Below are 17,681 nucleotides of genomic sequence, written 5' to 3' on the forward strand. Positions count from 1 at the left end.
GAATCCAAGATGCAAGACTCAACCTTCTGGTGGCGCGGTGGCGTCATCTACCAGATCTATCCGCGCAGCTTCCTGGACAGCAACAACGATGGCATCGGCGACCTGCCGGGCATCACCGAGAAGCTCGACTACGTGGCCTCGCTGGGCGTCGACGGCATCTGGCTGTCGCCCTTCTTCACCTCGCCGATGCTCGACTTCGGCTACGACATCAGCGACTACCGCGACGTCGACCCGATGTTCGGCACCCTGGACGACTTCAAGGCGCTGCTCGAGCGCGCCCATGCCCTGGGCCTCAAGGTGATGATCGACCAGGTGATCAGCCACACCTCGGATCAGCACCCCTGGTTCCAGGAGAGCCGCCAGGACCGCACCAACGACAAGGCCGACTGGTTCGTGTGGGCGGACCCCAAGCCCGACGGCACGCCGCCCAACAACTGGCTGTCGATCTTCGGCGGCTCGGCCTGGACCTTCGATTCGCGCCGCCGGCAGTACTATCTGCACAACTTCCTGAAAAGCCAGCCGGACGTGAACTTCCACCATCCCGAGGCAAGGAAAGCCCAGCTCGACAACATGCGCTTCTGGCTCGAGCTCGGCGTGGATGGCTTCCGCCTCGACACCGTCAACTTCTACTTCCACGACCTTGAGCTTCGCGACAACCCGCCGGTGCCGGCGGGCGAGGCCAAGACCCTGGGGGCGCCGGACACCAACCCCTACACCTGGCAGCGCCACGTCTATGACCTGAGCCGCCCGGAGAACCTCGACTTCCTCAAGGAGCTGCGCGCCCTGATGGACGAGTTCCCCGGCACCACCACGGTCGGCGAGATCGGCGACGACAACCCGCTCGAGCGCATGGCCGAATACACCGCCGGCGGCGACAAGCTGCACATGGCCTACGGCTTCGACCTGCTCAACGCCCCCCACTCCGCCGGCTACATCCGCGAGGTGATCGAACGCTTCCAGCGCCTGGCCGGCGACGCCTGGCCCTGCTGGGCGCTATCCAACCACGATGTGGTGCGCAGCGCGACCCGCTGGGGCGCCGACGAGGACCCCGTCGCCTACCCCAAGGTGGCACTGGCCATGGTGCTGTCGCTGCGCGGCAGCGTCTGCCTCTACCAGGGCGAGGAGCTCGGCCTGCCCGAGGCCGAGGTGCCCTTCGAGCGCATCCAGGACCCCTACGGCAAGGTGCTGTGGCCGGAATTCAAGGGCCGCGACGGCTGCCGCACGCCGATGCCCTGGACCCAGGGCGAACAGGGCGGCTTCTCCTCCGTCGAGCCCTGGCTGCCGGTCGAGGAGCGTCACCTGCCGCTGGCCGTCGCCAACCAGCAGGACGACGCCGACTCGGTGCTCAATGCCACCCGCGCCATGCTGGCCTTCCGCCGGCAGCACCCGGCCCTGATCGAGGGCGAGATCCGCCTGCTCGAGGTCGGCGAGGACCTGCTCGGCTTCATCCGCGAGAGCAACGCTGACCAGGGCGGCGAGCGGCTGCTGTGCGTCTTCAACCTGACCGGCGAGCCTCGGGAGACTCCGCTGCCGGCATCCGTTGGCGGGCACGCCAAGCTGCTCGAGGGCCCCGGTTTCCAGGCGAGCCTTGCGGCCTCGCAGCTGGTCCTGCCGGCCTACCAGGCCGCCTTTATCTCGCTCGATTAACCTCTTTCCAGAGGCCGGCGCCAAGGCGCCGGCCGGGAGTCGCAAGATGGCAAGCGTAACCCTTAACAAGATCAACAAGGTCTTCGGCAGCACCCACATCATCAAGGATCTCGACCTCGAGGTCGGCGACGGCGAGTTCGTGGTCTTCGTCGGCCCCTCCGGCTGCGGCAAGTCGACCCTGCTGCGCCTGATCGCCGGGCTCGAGTCGATCACCGAGGGCGAGATGCACTTCGCCCGCGACCTGGTCAACGACCTGCCGCCCCGCGAGCGCGGTGTGGGCATGGTCTTCCAGTCCTATGCCCTCTACCCGCACATGACGGTCTACGAGAACATGGCCTTCGGCCTGAAGCTCGCCAAGACCGACAAGCAGAGTATCGAGCAGCGGGTGATGGACACCGCCCGCATCCTGCAGCTCGAGGAACTCCTGCACCGCAAGCCCAAGGAGCTCTCCGGTGGCCAGCGCCAGCGGGTCGCCATGGGGCGCGCCATGGCCCGCGAGCCGCGCATCCTGCTGTTCGACGAGCCGCTCTCCAACCTGGATGCCTCGCTGCGGGTGCAGATGCGCAACGAGATCGCCCGCCTGCATCATCGCCTGGGCTCCACCATGATCTACGTCACCCACGATCAGGTGGAAGCCATGACGCTCGCCGACAAGATCGTGGTGCTGCGCGACGGTCGCATCGAGCAGGTCGGCAGCCCCCAGACCCTCTACCAGCAGCCCGCCACCAAGTTCGTCGCCGGCTTCATCGGCTCGCCGACCATGAACTTCATGCCGGCTACGCTGCTCGAGGGCAGCACCGAGGGCTGCCGGGTCAAGACCCCGGGGCTCGGCGAGCTCGGCCTGCCTCAGGACGCCAGCGGCCAGCCCCGCCACGTCGAGCTGACCCTGGGCGTGCGCCCCGAGCACCTGCGCCTGGCCGAGGCACGCGACGACAACCGCTTCGAGATCGTCAACGTCGAATACCTGGGCAACGAGGTCTACGTCTACCTCGAGCCCCAGGCCGGCGACACCCTGCTGATCCATCGCAGCGAGGCGCCGAGCCAGTGGCAGATCGGCCAGCGGGTGGCGCTGGTGCCCGAGACCGAGCATGTGCACCTGTTCGATGCCGACGACCGAGCACTTCATCGCGCGAGACAGCACGCCGCGGCCTGAGCCTCGATCGGCATGGCCCTCGGCCGTGTCACGACACGGGCCGCGGCTTCCTAGGCAGCCGCGGCCCGAGTCGCTATGCTGGCCCGACTGAATCGTTACAGCCTCAACCGCTCCAGGACGACCATCGCCTCTTGTCTACGTCACCCCGCATCACCATCAAGGACCTGGCCCGGGAGCTGGGCGTCTCCACCGCCAGCGTCTCCAACGCCTTCAATCGCCCCGACCAGCTCTCCCCGAGGCTGCGCGAGCGGATCCTCAGCGAAGCGCATCGGCTGGGCTACTCGGGGCCGGATGCCAAGGCCCGCAGCCTGCGCACCGGCCGCTCGCGGATCATCGCGGTGGTGCTCGCCGAGAGCCTCACCTACAGCCTCAACGATCCCGTGGCCAGCGAGCTGCTGTCCGGCATCGCCGAGGTCCTCGACGCCCACGGCCATACCCTGCTGCTGCTCTCCGGTCGCCAGCACGTTTCCCAGGCGCCCGGCTCGGCCAGCATGGCCGACGGCTTCATCGTCTATGGCCTGATGCCGAGCCTCAAGGTACTGAATGACTTGCCCGTCCAGCGACCACTGATCGCCGTGGATTTCGATATCGAGGCCCGTCCCAGCGTGCATATCGACAACGAGCCGGCCTGCCATGCCATCGCCCACCATGCTCTGGCCAGCCGCCCCGCCAGGCGAATCGGCGTCATCAACCTGCGGCTCACCGCATCACCTTGCAACGGGCCGATCACCGACGATCAGGTGCTGCTCTCGGCGGAGCGCACCATCACCCGATTGCGGCTGGCCGGCTTCCACCGCGCCTTTAGCGAGCACGGCATCGACCCGGCCGATGTGCCGATGTGGAACATCGAGGAGAACACCTTCGAGGTCTGTACCCCGGTGGTCGAGGCCATCCTCGATCTCCCCGATGATGAACGCCCGGACCTGCTGCTCTGCACGTCCGATCGCATCGCGCTGACGGTGCTGACGCTCGCCGAACGGCGCGGCCTGCGCGTGCCCGAGGACCTGCGCATCACCGGCTTCGACGGCATCGCCGAGGGCCAGTACCGGGCCCCGCGCCTGACCACCGTGCGTCAGGACAGCGTCGAGAAGGGGCGCATCGCCGCCCGCATGATCCTCGGCCTCAGCCCCCATGAGGATCGCCGGCTCGACACCGAACTGATCCTGGGCGACACCTGCCCCTGAGATCCACCGCTCCACCCGCCCTCTTCTCGCCCCCCGACCGGCCTCACTCGCCCCTCGACGGGTGACGGGTGAAGAGCGCTACCTGGGTCGGCTGGCCGAGGTCGGGGTCGAGCTCGCCGATCCCCGAGAAGCGCACGCCATAGCCGTGGCGCCGGGCGACCCCGAGGCCCCAGTCGCGAAAGCGCGCCCGGCTCCATTCGAACTTGTGGTCGGGGTCGCGGAACTCGCCGCGTGCCAGCCCAAAGAGCGGGTTGTAGTCGCCGTTGGGGGTAGTCAGCACCAGAAGCCCGGGGCGCAGGCCGGCGAAGACCGCCCGCTCCACCCGGGAGAGCCCCTCGGGGGGCACGTGCTCGAGGGTCTCCACCATGGCCGCGGCGTCGAAGTCGGCCAGCGCCGGATGGGCCTCGGCATAGGAACCGCAGATCAGCTCGAGCCGCCCCGCCCGAGCGGCGGGCAGGGTCGCGAGCCGCAGCTTGGCCTGGGCGAGCAGTTCGCCACAGAGCTCCAGGCCGACCACCCGCTCGAACTGGGCGTCGCGCAGCAGGTACTGCAGCAGGCTCCCGGAACCGCAGCCGAGATCGAGCACCCGCCGCGCGCCGCTGGCGCGGATCAGCGAGGCCGCGCGCTCGAGGCGCGCCTGGTGGAGGTCGGGGTCGTCGCGGTCGCTCATCGCCGTGTCGTCCGGTCGAGGGTGGCGAGACGATGATGGCGCACCCCAGACGGGGCGAAAAGCGGCGACCAGAAAAAAGGCGCGACTCGCGTCGCGCCGAAATGCCTGCTCGAGGCTCGCCGGGGCGTCATCCGATCAGAAGAAGCCCAGCGGGTTGATGTCGTAGCTGACCAGCAGGTTCTTGGTCTGCTGGTAGTGTTCCAGCGCCACCTTGTGGGTCTCGCGGCCCACCCCGGACTTCTTGTAGCCGCCGAAGGCGGCGTGAGCCGGATACTGGTGGTAGCAGTTGGTCCACACCCGGCCGGCCTGGATGCCGCGGCCCATGCGGAAGGCGACGTTGATGTCGCGGCTCCAGACCCCGGCGCCGAGGCCGAACTCGGTGTCGTTGGCGATCGCCAGCGCCTCGGCCTCGTCCTTGAAGGTGGTCACCGCCACCACCGGGCCGAAGATCTCCTCCTGGAAGACGCGCATCCTGTTGTGGCCCTTGAGCAGGGTCGGCTGGATGTAATAGCCGCTGTCATAGGCCGGGTCGAAGCGCTCCTTGTCGCCGCCGGTCAGGAACTCGGCGCCCTCGTCGCGGGCGACGTCCATGTAGGACATGATCTTGTCGAACTGCTCCTGGGAGGCCTGGGCGCCGACCTGGACGTCGGTATCCAGCGGGTTGCCGCGGGTGATGGTCGCGACCTTCTCCATCACCTTAGCCATGAAGGCGTCATACATGCTCTCCTGGATCAGCGCCCGCGACGGGCAGGTGCACACCTCGCCCTGGTTGAAGAAGGCCAGCACCAGGCCCTCGGCGGCCTTGTCGATGAACTCGGGCTCGGCGTTCATGATGTCGGCGAAGTAGATGTTCGGCGACTTGCCGCCGAGCTCCACGGTGGAGGGGATGATGTTGTCGGCGGCGCACTTGAGGATGTGCGCGCCCACCGGGGTGGAGCCGGTGAAGGCGATCTTGGCGATGCGGGTGCTGGTGGCCAGCGCCTGGCCGGCCTCGGCGCCGTAGCCGTTGACGACGTTGACCACCCCCGGCGGCAGCAGGTCGCCGACCAGCTTCATCAGCTCGAGGATCGAGGCCGGGGTCTGCTCGGCGGGCTTGAGCACCACGCAGTTGCCCGCGGCCAGCGCCGGCGCCAGCTTCCAGACGGCCATCAGCAGCGGGAAGTTCCAGGGGATGATCTGCCCCACCACGCCCAGCGGCTCGTGGAAGTGGTAGGCCACGGTGTTGGCGTCGATGTCCGCCGCGGTGCCCTCCTGGGCGCGGATGCAGCCGGCGAAATAGCGGAAGTGATCCACCGCCAGCGGCAGGTCGGCGTTGAGGGTCTCGCGCACCGCCTTGCCGTTGTCCCAGGTCTCGGCCACGGCGAGCATCTCGAGGTGCTGCTCCATGCGATCGGCGATCTTCAACAGGAGATTGCCGCGCTCGGCGGCCGAGGTCCTGCCCCAGGCCGGGGCGGCGGCGTGGGCGGCATCCAGCGCCAGCTCGATGTCCTCGGCGGTGGAGCGGGGAATCTCGCAGAACGGTTTGCCGTTGACCGGGCTGACGTTGTCGAAGTACTGGCCCTTGACCGGCGGCACGAACTCGCCGCCGATATAGTTGCCGTAGCGCGCGTCGAAGCTGACCACGGACTCGGGGCTGCCGGGGTTGGCGTAGATCATGGCGTGTCTCCTGATGATTGTCGTTATGGTGTCGTGATGGAGGTGCATTCAGTGTTGGCGAGCCCGGCCGCTGGCGATATCCGCCGGTGGCAGGAGCCGGGCTCCTCCTTCGGGAGGAGGCGACGCCCGGCGAGCCGGTTCGCCGAACTGGCGCACCACGGCGGCCCTCATCGTTGCATCCATCGCGAATCTCCTTGTCCTAGGCGGGTTCTCGGGCCGCGGCCGGGGGGATGGGACGCTGCCTCTCCAGTCTTGGTCAGCGAAGCCAGGTGGGACATACTGCATTGGCAGGAGAGCGCCTCCTCCCTCGGGAGGAGGCAAGAGGATGTCAGGAGGATTGCCATGCACACCCTGATGGTCGCCGATGACCATCCGCTGTTTCGCGAGGCCATCGGCGCGGTGATCACCGCCGGGCTGCCCGACTGCCGACTGCTCGAGGCCGAGAGCCTGGCGCAGGCCCTCGAGCGCGCCGAGCGGCATACCGAGGTCGATCTGGTGCTGCTGGACCTCGGCCTGCCCGATGCCAGCGGGCTGGAGGGGCTCAGGGCGCTGCGCGAGGCCCATCCTGCCCTGCCGGTGGCCATCCTCTCCGCCGACCAGGAGCGGCGCACCGTCCTCGAGGCCATCGAGCTCGGCGCGGTGGGCTACATCCCCAAGTCGACGCCGCGCCGGGCGCTGCAGGGGGCCCTGATCCGCCTGCTGGAGGGCCAGCTCTACCTGCCGGCGGAGATCATGCGCCACCCCCCGGCCGCGCCCTCCTCTCCGTGCCCCTCGCCGTCGGCCGAGGGCGTACCGCAGGACGCGCAGCGCCGGCGCCTGGCCGAGCTCACCGACAAGCAGCTCGAGGTGCTGATCCGCCTCTCCCGGGGGGCCCCCAACAAGGTGATCGCGCGGGAGCTGGAGATCGCCGAGACCACGGTGAAGACCCACGTCTCGGCGATCCTGCGCAAGCTTGGCGTCTCCGGCCGCGTCCAGGCGATCCTCGCCGCCAATGATGCCGACCTCGAGGCCCTGCTCGCCGAGCGCCGTCTGCCCTCAGCCTGAGCCGCCGCGCAGCGCGACCAGCTGCATGCGCAGGCGCAGCGGCTTCACGGGCTTGAGCAGACAGCCGTAGCCCCGCTGGCGGGCCAGGCCCGTGATCGCGGCGTCGTGATTGGCGGTGATCACCACCACCGCGAGCCCCGGCCGGCGCTCGCCCAGCCGCGCGGCCACCGCCAGGCCATCGGGGTGCCCCTCCCCCAGGTGGTAATCGACCAGCAGCACGTCCGCGGCCTCGTCGGGGGCCCCGGCGTCCAGGTCGGCCTCCAGGGCCGCCAGGCCGGTGGCGGTGCGCACCGCGCAGCCCCAGCCGGCGAGCAGCGCCGCCATGCCCTCGCAGATCCCGGGGTCGTCGTCGACGACCCAGACCCGCATGCCCGCCAGCAGATCGCCCTCCCAGGCCGGCGCCGGTGCGCTCGGCGGCGCCGCCGGCAGCCGGCCCTCGGGCACGCGCACCGCGAACAGCGAGCCGCGCCCCGGCACCGAGGCGAGCCGCAGGGGGTGGTCGAGGATCCCGGCGATACGATCGACGATCGCGAGCCCCAGCCCCAGGCCGCGGTCCTCGGCGTCGCGGCGCTCGCCCAGGCGCTGGAACTCCTGGAAGATCGCCTCGCGCTGCGCCTCGGGAATGCCGGGCCCGGTATCGGCCACCAGGATCTCGAGCCCGCCGGGGCGCCGACGGCAGCCCAGCAGGATCCGGCCCTGCTCGGTGTAGCGAATGGCGTTGGTCAGGAAGTTGCGCACCACCCGCGCCAGCAGCGCCAGGTCTGAGGCGACCACCGCCTCGCTTCTCACATAGTGAAGCGTGAGCCCCCGCGCCGCGGCCATCTGGCGGAACTCCTCGGCCAGCACGTCGAGCAGCCGCGAGACGGGAAAGGGGGCGACGTCCGGCGCCAGCACCCCGGCATCCAGGCGCGAGATGTCCACCAGGGTGCCGAGCAGCGCCTCCACGTCCTGGAGGGAGCGGCCGACATGCCCCACCAGCCGGGTCGAGGCGGCGGGCAGCTCGTGCTCCTCGAGGGCGCTGGTGAAGAGCCGGGCGGCGTTCAGCGGCTGCATCAGGTCGTGGCTGACCGCGGCCAGGAAGCGGGTCTTGGAGAGGTTGGCCGCCTCGGCCTCGGCCTTGGCGGCGTGGAGCTCGGCCAGGGTCTGCTGCAGCGCCTCGGTGCGCTCGCGCACCTGCTCGGCGAGCAGCACGGCATGCTCGAAGGCCGCATAGGGGGCCGCCCCGGCCACCCCGGCCGACTCCACGCGCTCCATCAGCGCGGAGGCGATGCGGCGCAGGCGGGCGTTCTCCGCCAGCAGCTCGCGCTCCCGGGGAGTGGCGTCGTCAGGGATCGTCCGCGGCCGGTCGAGCGCCAATGGCGACTCCGGTGAAGGTCTGGTTGATATGCATGCCATGATGCTGCTCCCCGTAGGAGTTGAAGCCCACCACCCGCGAGCGCGCCAGCAGCCGCGAGGCGGCGTCCACCTGCCCGCGAGCTTCCAGCTCCAGCCGACGCAGGAAGCAGTCGCAGGCGATGATCAGCGCCGGCTCGCCGAGGCGCTCGGCGAGGCCGGCGAAGACCGCTTCGAGGTCCTCGAGCAGGGGCGCGGGCCGCATGGCGGTCAGCACGATGCCGTTCTCCACCGCGCAGTAGAAGCTCAGGCTGCCGTCGTCGTTGACCCGCTGGATGGCGCGCACGTAGTGCGCCTCGCCCAGCCGCACCGCCAGGGGATGGCGGGCGAAGACCGCGGCGTCCAGGGCGGCGACCGGCAGGCCCACCAGCCGGGCATACTCCTCGGCGGCCGGCAGGGCGTTGAGCTCCAGCACCCGACGGCGCTCGCGATCGGCCCGAGTGACCACCAGCTTCTCGGTGCGCGGGCGCAGATGGTGGGTGGTGAAGACCTCGAAGGGCAGCCGGGTATTGATCAGCACCACCACCGCGGCCTGGCCGTGGAAGCGCCCCTCGGCGTGCACGTGGGTATGGGCCAGGCGATTGTCGTCGCCGGCGGAGCCGCCGAAGCTGGGGATGCGTCCCAGGGCGGCATCCAGGGTCGCCAGCACCTGCTCCTCGCAGCTGGAGAGGCCGTCGAGCAGGGTCAGCGCGAAGCTGTGACCGGCCAGGGGCGCCAGGGCGCGGTCGCGACAGTCGTCGAGCAGGCCGTCGACCAGGCGCTGGGCGCGCATCAGGTCGAAGTCCGCCAGGTTCTCGACCAGCGCGCAGGAGACCGCGAAGTGGCGCCGGTCGAGGCCGATGGCGACGATGCCGCCGCGCCCGTAGCCCGCCGGGGTGAGCTCCCCGGCGGTGGTGCAGCCCGCCACCGGCACGCCGGCGAAGGCCGCGTCCAGGGCCTCGGAGAGCGCCGCCAGGGGGTACTCGGCGCTGCAGAAGAAGAGCACGAAGCCGAGCTCGGGGTGGCACAGCGCCTCGGCGAGCTCCTGCCCGGCAGCGTGGGGATCGCCGTGGCGGCTGACGGCCGAGCGCAGCGGCGCGCCCTCGGCCATCGGGCCCGGCCCGGTCGCGCCCCGGTCGGACGCGACCCGGTCGGACGCGACCCGGTCGGACGCGCCGTCGAGCCCGGGGCGGGCGGAGAGATGATCACGCATGGCGACCTGCCTGTCGGGTTTGGGGCAGTGTAGGTCTCGCGTCCCCTCGCCACAACGCCGGACCGGGAGGCGGCACGACAGGGGCATGGGGCATCAAGACGGCCTGGTACTTTCTGCTGATCCTCGAACGAATTTGATCGATATCAAGGATGGGGTGAGCCTGCTCCGTCTACCTTATCTGGACGGTGCCCGGAAGAGGCCCGGATGACAAGAACGGAGAGATCCATGCCTGCCTGCCCACCCGAGACGCACGCCCATCCCAGTCCCGTCGACCAGCCGCTGTCGATCACCTACGACCACGAGGCACGCGAGATGGAGCGCTATCGCGGCCTGGCCCTCAGCTTCCTGCCGAGCCATCCCCACGTCAGCCGCCTGATGGCCGCGCTGGGCATCGAGTGCGAGCAGCGCCTGGCCGCCCTGGAGACGCTCGCCGAGCGGCTGGAGCGACGCTCCTGCCTGCCGGCGCCCCTGGCGCGGCGCCGGGACCACGCGACGCAGTACCGGCAACACCTGTTCATCCGCGACGACGCCACGGCGGCCCAGACCCTGAGCTACGCCCTGGCCTTCGCCCAGCACTCGCTGCAGTTCAGCGAGCTGATGGCCCGACACTGCCAGCTGGCGGGCCTCGATACCCTGCTCACCCGTTTCGCCGACGGCAAGCGCCGGGAGTGCCGGCTCCTCGAGGAGCTCCGGGACCAGTCGCCGGTCACGGCCCGCGCCACTGGTTCATTCGGCTGACGGCCAGGCCTCCAGCGCCCTCAGCGTCTCGGCCAGGCCGCGATGCAGCGCACTCAGCAGCGGCGCGACCTCGTCCAGGCGCGCCTGGGCGCCGAGCCGTTCCACCTGGCCGGCCAGCCTGGCGACCCGCCTCGCGCCCAGGCTCGAGGACTCCCCCTTCAGCCGATGCGCCAGGGACTCGACGTGGCGGTCGATCCCGTCGTCCAGGGCGCGTTCGAGTCCCGCCAGGTGCTCCGCCGCCTGCTGACGGTAGAGGGTGATCAGCGCCGCGAGCCCCTGGCGTCCCAGGCTCTCTTCCAGGGACGAGAGGGTCGACGCCTCGAGCGGCGCCTCGGGAGACGCGGCGTCGCCTGCCGGCGTCGTCCCGGCCCGCGGCAAGTGCCGGTGCAGCAGGGCCATCAGGGCCTGCTGGAAGAGCGGCTTGGTCAGGTAGCCGTTCATGCCGGCGGCCAGGCAGCGTACCTGATCCCCGCTCGGCCCCCCGGCGGTCATCGCCACCACCGGCACCTCGGCCGCCCAGCCGCCCCGGGCACGCAGCCGCCGGGTCGCCTCCAGGCCGTCCGTACCGGGCAGCTGCACGTCCATGAAGATCAGGTCGAAGTGCTCACGGGCCGCCCAGGCGAGGGCCACGTCGGCGTCTTCGGCGACGCTGACGCGACACCCCAGGCGCTCGAGCATGGCCCGGGCCACCTGCTGGTTGACCGGATCGTCCTCGACCACCAGCAACCGGGCATCGGCCAGCCCGCCCTCGGGGAGGGCCGGCGGCGCCTCTTCCGGGAAGGCGTCGCCCGAGGCCTCCGGCAGCGTCAACTCGAACCAGAAGCGACTGCCCCTGCCCGGTTCGCTCTCGAAGGCGAGCCGCCCGCCCTGCGCCTCGACCAGGCGCTGGCTGATCACGAGCCCGAGTCCGGTGCCGCCGAAGCGACGCGCGGTGGAGGGATCGCCTTGCTGGAAGGGCTCGAACAGCTGACACTGGCACTCGGGCGCAATGCCGATCCCGGTGTCGACGACCTCGAAGCGCACCGGCCCCTCGGCCAGGGCACGCACCACCAGGTGCACTTCCCCCTGCTCGGTGAACTTGATGGCGTTGGAGAGCAGGTTGAGCAGCACCTGGCGCAGGCGGCCGGCATCGCCGACGACCCGCGCCGGCAGGCGCGGGTCACGCTCGCACGTCAGGCGAAGCCCCCGAGCGGCGGCCCGCGGGGCGAAGAGGGCCACCGCCCCCTCGATCAGCTCGGCCAGGTCGAAGGGGCGCTCCTCGAACGCCAGGCGCTGGGCCTCGATCTTGGAGAGGTCCAGGAGGTCGTTGATCAGCTCGAGCAGACGCTGGGCGCTGTCGTGGATGGTGTCGGCGAAGTGGCGCGCCTTCACCGGCAGCGGCTGGTCCTGGAGCAGGTCGCTCATGCCGATGACCCCGTTGAGCGGGGTGCGGATCTCGTGGCTGACGGTCGCCAGGAACTCCGACTTGGCGCGGCTCGATGACTCGGCGCGCTGGGCGGTGACCTCCAGCTCGCGGCTCAGGGTCTCCAGCTCGCGACGGGCGGCGGCGTTGTCGCGGGACTCGCGGAACAGGAAGATCACCACCAGCAGCGCCGCCAGGCTCATCGCCAGGATCAGCAGCAGCAGGACGACGTAGAGGGTCTGCAGCGCCCGCCGCTCCTCGGTGGTGGCCTCGGCCAGGTGGCCGTTGATGGCGATGACCAATCGCTCGGTGACGCCGTTCAGGATGTCGAGCCGGGAGATCAGCTGGTTCCGGGCATCGGCATCGAGGCGTTCCAGGCGGCTCAGCTGCGCGTCCATGGCCGCGAGATGCGACTCGACCTGCCCCACCAGCGCCTCGGCGATCTCGATCCTGGCCAGCAGCTGAGTGATGTCGCCCTCCTTGAGCAGGTTGAGGCGGCTGTAGAGCAGCTCCAGGCGGATGCGCAGGGCCATCAGCGGCCGCTCGGCCGTCGGGTCGGGGCGCGCCAGGAAGCTGCGCAGCTCCACCGCGTCCCGGTCGAGCTTGTGGGCGTGCCAGGCGGCATTGCCGCCCACGCTCTCGGCCAGGGTGTGCTGGCGCCAGGCGACCAGGCCGACCACGACCAGGGCGGCGGCGAAGAACAGCAGCGCGGCGATGGCGCCCAGCTTCAGGCGCAGGGGGTAGTGCGACATCAGGCCTCCTCGCCCGAGGCCCCTCAGGGCACGATGATCCGAATGACGTGCCAGACCGAGCGGAAGCGCACCGCCTCGGTCAGAAGCTCGGGGTGTGCATCGAAGGGGTAGACGACGAACAGCGGGCCGTAGTCGCGGATCCCCAGGGGCTCTGCGTTCCGCGACATGGCGAGGATCACGTCGTGATCGTAGAAGTCGGAGCGCGGGGCCCGCGCCTCGAACCCGTTGAGGGCCTGGATGTGCAGGCAGTCACCGTCGGCCCCGACGGCCTCGAGCAGGGCCCGCACCAGCGGCCCCTCGAAGCGTCCCCGGTCGCTGTGCCAGGGCGTGTGGGTCTCGATGACCCGCGACGGCAGGGCCTTAAGCATGGCGCGATCGAAATGCGCCTCGCCGCCCACGTTGGTCCGGGTGATATCGCCGCCGAGGGTCAGGATCACGTCCCCGGTGGGCGCCGGCAGGGCCTGGGCCACGGGCCCGGCCTCATCGCCGGGGCGCGCCTGGACATGGGGAGGCGCGATCAGCAGCCACAGCAGCGGCGTCAGCAGTCGCGCGAGGTATCCGGTCGACATGAACGGGATTCCTGAGACAAGTGAGCGGCCCTAGGGTACGTCACTCGGCGCCCGAGGTCAGGGCACACCGGGCGAAAAGGCCGCGGGGCGCCATGGCGCCCCGCGGGTCTTCCTCGAGAGGGTGCGCGATCGCCTCAGCTCTCCAGCTTCTCGATCGGCTCGATGCGCACCAGGTCCTCGTAGGCGTGCCAGCTGGCATGGCCCAGCACCGGCAGGATCAGCGCCAGGCCGATGTAGAAGGTCATGACCCCGACCAGCACGCAGCCGGTGAGGATGGCCGCCCACAGCAGCATCGGGCGGAAGTTCTTGGCGACCGAGCGGATGCTGGCCTCGATGCCCTCCATGAAGGTGAGGTCCTGATCCATCAGGGTAGGGATCGCCACCACGCTGATGGTGAAGGCGCCGAAGGCCAGCACGGCCCCGATCGCGGTGCCCACCGCCAGCATGGTCAGGCCGTCGACCGTGGTCAGCAGCGAGGCGTAGAGCAGCTCGGGATTGGGCGCCTCGAGGCCGAAGAAGAGCGCGAACAGCAGCGTGGCCAGACGGATCCAGGCGAGAAAGAAGATCATCATCATCACGCCCATCATCGCCAGCTGGCCGGCGTGGCCCTTCCAGCCGCCGAACGCGTCGCCGAGGTTGGGCACCCGCCCCGCCTCGATCGCCCGGCTGATGCCGTAGGAGCCCACGGCCACCAGCGGCCCGAGGAACATGAAGCCGGCGATCAGCGGCAACAGCCAGTGCCACAACCCCAGCGTGAAGGCCCCGGCGGTGACGGCGATACTCAGCCCCACCCAGAACATGCCGTAGGCAAGGCTGACCGAGGTGGCCTGGCGAAAGTCCTCGAAGCCCGACGCCAGCCAGGCACGTGGCTTGTCCATACCCACTGACCGGATGGTGATCCTGACACTGGGCGCAGCCGTCTTGTCCCGCTCTCTGGTTGCCGCATTCATGGTCACACCCCTGTTTCCGCCTGTAGTGTCCCGGGTCTACCGGGCCGGTTCGGAACACCTCTCGCCGCGTCGTCGACAGGCGCCCGTCATCGCTTAACGCCTCATTAATGTAGTCGACGGCCGACGTTCACGCAGAGGGCGCAAGCGCCGGCTCCTCAACGCACAGTGTCCCCAGACGCCGCTCGACCGGGCCGCTGCCCCGGACGCGCGAACGCCCCTCCCGAGGGAGGGGCGTTCGCAGGGTACGGCGGGGCCATCGGCGACGATGGACCCCGAGGGGCAAGAGACCGCCTCAGCGCACGATCATCACCGACACCTTCGAATGGTGCACGACGTGCTCGGCGTTGGGCCCGAGCACGTAGTCGACGAACTTGCGCTTGTTGTGGGAGGCCATGACGATCAGGTCGATCTCGAGCTGCTTCGCCGCCTTGATGATCGCCTCCCAGGGCGAGCCGTCGACGATCACGCTCTGGACGGTGATGTCCTCCGGCACGTGCTCACGGATGAACTCGTGCTGGGCATCGGTGACCGCCTGGTGCGCCTTCGCGGCGAAGTCCTTGGGGAAGTAGGACCCCACCAGCGGCATGCGGTAGTCGGGCAGCACCGTCACCACGTGCAGCGAGGCACCGAAGCTATGGCACAGCGAGAGGGCCGTGGGCAGGGCCTTCTCCCAGGACGCCTCCTCGTTGAGGTCCACCGGCAACATGATCTTCTGGTACATGGTTGCGCCTCCTTCAGGCTTGAGCCAGGGCGGCATCGCGATCACGCCGCCGCCGTTGCAGCATCAGGACCAGGCCGAACACCAGGAAGGCGGGAATCCACATCCACTCCTTGGTCCAGCGATCCACCGGCGCCAGGACCTGGATGATCTCCTGGTCGAAGTCGAAGCCCATGTCGGCGGCCTGGCTGCCGTAGGCGACCATGTCGACCATGGCCTTCTCATCTTCGATGAACAGTTCCAGCCCAAGGTTCGCCAGACGCTCCTCGCCGGTCTCGCCCTCGGGCACCGGCAGCGTCATGTAGGTGGTCATCGGATCGCCGTAGGCGTCCAGCCCCGCGATCTGCAGCCGCAGGGTGGTGTCGTCGCTGACGCTGCCCAGCGTCTCGACGAACTGCGCCGGCGGCACCTCGCGGTAGGGGTCGTGGATCATGTCCATCCAGAAGCCCGGGCGGAACAGCGTGAAGGCCACCAGCAGCAGCAGGATGGATTCGTACCAGCGGCTGCGGGTCACCATGAAGCCCTGGGTGGCCGCCGCGAAGATCAGCATCGCCACCGTGGCCACCACGAAGATCAGGATCCCCTGCAGCCAGGAGACGTCGATCAGCAGCAGGTCGGTGTTGAAGATGAACAGGAACGGCAGCGCCGCGGTGCGCAGGCTGTAGTAGAAGGCCTGGAAGCCGGTGCGGATGGGATCACCGCCCGACACCGCCGCCGCGGCGAAGGAGGCCAGGCCCACCGGCGGGGTCACGTCGGCCATGATGCCGAAGTAGAACACGAACAGGTGCACCGCGATCAGCGGCACCAGTAGGCCGTTCTGCTCGCCCAGCTGGACGATCACCGGCGCCAGCAGCGCCGACACCACGATGTAGTTGGCGGTGGTGGGCAGGCCCATGCCGAGGATCAGGCTGAGCACCGCGGTGAGCAGCAGGATCAGCATGAGGTTGCCCATGGAGAGCACCTCGACCACATCGGCCAGCACCAGGCCCACGCCGGTCTGGGAGACGGCGCCGACGATGATGCCCGCGGTGGCGGTGGCAATGCCGATGCCGATCATGTTGCGCGCGCCGGTCACCAGGCCGCTCCACAGGTCCAGGAGCCCCTCGCGGATGTCGGCGGCCATGTCGCTGCGGCCGCGGAAGATCGAGGTGATCGGGCGCTGGGTGACCATGATGAAGACCATCAGCACCGTGGCCCAGAAGGCGGACAGCCCCGGCGACAGGCGCTCGACCATCAGGCACCAGATCAGCACGACGACCGGCAGGATGTACTGCAGGCCGACCATCACCGTGGGCCGCGTCTGCGGCAGGGTATAGACCGGCTCATCGGGATCGTCGAGCTCGAGCTCGGGATAGCCGGCGGCCAGCTTCAGAAGGGCCACGTAGACCACCGCCAGAACCACAGCCACCAGCCAGGGCGTGGCATCGCCCAGCAGCGGCTTGAGCCAGCCCAGGCCGTAGTAGACCACCAGGGCGGTGATCATCATCAGCAGCAGGCCACCGAGGAAACCGATCACCTTGCGCACCAGGGGCTTGGGCGCGTTGCTGCTCTGAAGGCCCTGCATGTTGGCCTTCAGCGCCTCGAGATGGACGATGTAGATCAGGGCGATATAGGAGATCAGCGCCGGCAGGAAGGCGTGCTTGATCACGTCGACGTAGGAGATGCCGACATACTCGACCATCAGGAAGGCCGCGGCCCCCATCACCGGCGGCATGATCTGCCCGTTGACCGAGGACGCGACCTCCACCGCGCCCGCCTTCTCGGCGGGGAAGCCGACGCGCTTCATCATCGGCACGGTGAAGGTACCGGTGGTCACCACGTTGGCGATCGAGGAGCCGGAGATCAGGCCGGTCATGCCGGAGGCGACCACGGCGGCCTTGGCCGGCCCGCCCTTGTAGTGGCCCAGCAGCGAGAAGGCGACCTTGATGAAGTAGTTGCCCGCGCCTGCCTTGTCGAGCAGGGCGCCGAACAGCACGAACAGGAAGACGAAACTGGTCGAGACCCCCAGCGCGATGCCGAAGACCCCCTGGGTCGTCAGCCACTGGTGGTTGACCAGGCCGAACAGGCTCACCCCGCCGTGCGCCAGGATGCCCGGCATCCAGGGTCCCGCCAGGCTGTAGACGAGAAACACCGTGGCCACGATCATCAGCGGCGGCCCGAGGGCGCGACGCGTCGCCTCGAGGAGCAGCAGGATCCCGACGACCCCGACGATCACATCCTGAAGGATGGGCGCCCCGGGACGCTGGGCCAGCTGTTCGTAGAACATGAACATGTAGGCGCCGCAGAAGGCCGCCGCTGCCGCCATCACCCAGTCCTGCAGGGGAATGCGGTCACGCGGCGAACGCTGCAGCGCCGGGTAGGCCATGTAGGCCAGGAAGAGGGCGAATGCCAGATGAATCGATCGGGCCTCAGTGGCATTGAAGACCCCGAAACCCAGCATGAAAGGAATCGGCGAGGCGATCCACAGCTGGAAGAGCGACCACAGCGCGGCGATGCTGACCAGCAACTTGCCGGGCGTCCCGGCCGGCTTGCGCGCCCCCGAGTCGGTAGAGGCGACCATATCCTCCAGGTCCACCTCGTCACCCGGAGACCTCATCTTGTCCTCGGTCATAAG

At 69.5% G+C, this 17,681-nt stretch carries 14 protein-coding genes; 5 read left to right on the forward strand and 9 right to left on the reverse strand.

Translation table 11 applies throughout. From position 1 onward, the window contains the following. Positions 1–9: 9 nt before the first annotated feature. The 3 genes from FIU83_RS14090 (at position 10) to FIU83_RS14100 (ending at position 3,984) form a co-directional block, all read left to right on the forward strand. On the forward strand, positions 10–1,647 hold the full coding sequence (locus FIU83_RS14090) for an alpha-glucosidase family protein (RefSeq protein ID WP_152484624.1): 1,638 nt from the start codon (positions 10–12) through the stop codon (positions 1,645–1,647). A 46-nt stretch (positions 1,648–1,693) separates the two neighbouring features. Next, positions 1,694–2,800 (forward strand): ABC transporter ATP-binding protein, encoded by a 1,107-nt coding sequence (locus tag FIU83_RS14095; protein WP_152484625.1) that lies wholly within the window; start codon positions 1,694–1,696, stop codon positions 2,798–2,800. 131 nt (positions 2,801–2,931) lie between these two features. After that, positions 2,932–3,984 (forward strand): LacI family DNA-binding transcriptional regulator, encoded by a 1,053-nt coding sequence (locus tag FIU83_RS14100; RefSeq protein ID WP_172976092.1) that lies wholly within the window; start codon positions 2,932–2,934, stop codon positions 3,982–3,984. A 43-nt stretch (positions 3,985–4,027) separates the two neighbouring features. Here FIU83_RS14100 and FIU83_RS14105 read toward each other — a convergent pair whose 3' ends face one another. Next, entirely contained in the window at positions 4,028–4,654 is a 627-nt protein-coding gene (locus FIU83_RS14105) for a bifunctional 2-polyprenyl-6-hydroxyphenol methylase/3-demethylubiquinol 3-O-methyltransferase UbiG (protein ID WP_152484626.1), read from the reverse strand. A gap of 135 nt (positions 4,655–4,789) precedes the next feature. Next, on the reverse strand, positions 4,790–6,310 hold the full coding sequence (locus FIU83_RS14110) for an aldehyde dehydrogenase family protein (protein ID WP_152484627.1): 1,521 nt from the start codon (positions 6,308–6,310) through the stop codon (positions 4,790–4,792). Positions 6,311–6,652: 342 nt separating this feature from the next. On the opposite strand from FIU83_RS14110, the gene FIU83_RS14115 reads away from it, so the two are divergent. Further along, positions 6,653–7,354 (forward strand): response regulator transcription factor, encoded by a 702-nt coding sequence (locus tag FIU83_RS14115; RefSeq protein WP_152484628.1) that lies wholly within the window; start codon positions 6,653–6,655, stop codon positions 7,352–7,354. Here FIU83_RS14115 and FIU83_RS14120 read toward each other — a convergent pair. Then, positions 7,346–8,710, reverse strand: a complete 1,365-nt coding sequence (locus tag FIU83_RS14120) for a hybrid sensor histidine kinase/response regulator (RefSeq protein WP_253939485.1) — start codon at positions 8,708–8,710, stop codon at positions 7,346–7,348. The genes FIU83_RS14115 and FIU83_RS14120 overlap by 9 nt on opposite strands. Beyond that, a complete protein-coding gene (gene nosP / locus FIU83_RS14125; RefSeq protein ID WP_152485386.1) occupies positions 8,679–9,836 on the reverse strand; it encodes a nitric oxide-sensing protein NosP in 1,158 nt (385 codons plus the stop codon). Before nosP ends, FIU83_RS14120 begins: the two co-directional genes overlap by 32 nt. Before the next feature lie 327 nt (positions 9,837–10,163). Here nosP and FIU83_RS14130 point away from each other — a divergent pair, with 327 nt between their 5' ends. Further along, on the forward strand, positions 10,164–10,676 hold the full coding sequence (locus FIU83_RS14130; RefSeq protein WP_152484630.1) for a hypothetical protein: 513 nt from the start codon (positions 10,164–10,166) through the stop codon (positions 10,674–10,676). Here the strand turns inward: FIU83_RS14130 and FIU83_RS14135 are convergent. The 5 genes from FIU83_RS14135 to FIU83_RS14155 all read right to left on the reverse strand — a co-directional run bounded on the left by FIU83_RS14135 (position 10,665) and on the right by FIU83_RS14155 (position 17,678). Next, positions 10,665–12,830 (reverse strand): ATP-binding protein, encoded by a 2,166-nt coding sequence (locus tag FIU83_RS14135; RefSeq protein ID WP_152484631.1) that lies wholly within the window; start codon positions 12,828–12,830, stop codon positions 10,665–10,667. The two genes, FIU83_RS14130 and FIU83_RS14135, sit on opposite strands and share 12 nt — an antisense overlap. Before the next feature lie 23 nt (positions 12,831–12,853). Beyond that, complete coding sequence (locus FIU83_RS14140) at positions 12,854–13,399, reverse strand: oxidoreductase (RefSeq protein ID WP_152484632.1); 546 nt, start codon at positions 13,397–13,399, stop codon at positions 12,854–12,856. A 134-nt stretch (positions 13,400–13,533) separates the two neighbouring features. Beyond that, the gene (locus FIU83_RS14145) at positions 13,534–14,277 is read right to left on the reverse strand and encodes a DUF2189 domain-containing protein (RefSeq protein WP_253939486.1); all 744 of its coding nucleotides are present in this window, start codon (positions 14,275–14,277) and stop codon (positions 13,534–13,536) included. Positions 14,278–14,641: 364 nt separating this feature from the next. After that, positions 14,642–15,070, reverse strand: a complete 429-nt coding sequence (locus tag FIU83_RS14150; RefSeq protein WP_152484634.1) for a universal stress protein — start codon at positions 15,068–15,070, stop codon at positions 14,642–14,644. 13 nt (positions 15,071–15,083) lie between these two features. Continuing rightward, the gene (locus FIU83_RS14155) at positions 15,084–17,678 is read right to left on the reverse strand and encodes a TRAP transporter permease (RefSeq protein WP_152484635.1); all 2,595 of its coding nucleotides are present in this window, start codon (positions 17,676–17,678) and stop codon (positions 15,084–15,086) included. Positions 17,679–17,681: the final 3 nt, after the last annotated feature.

The organism is Halomonas sp. THAF5a (assembly GCF_009363755.1).
Taxonomy (GTDB): domain Bacteria; phylum Pseudomonadota; class Gammaproteobacteria; order Pseudomonadales; family Halomonadaceae; genus Halomonas.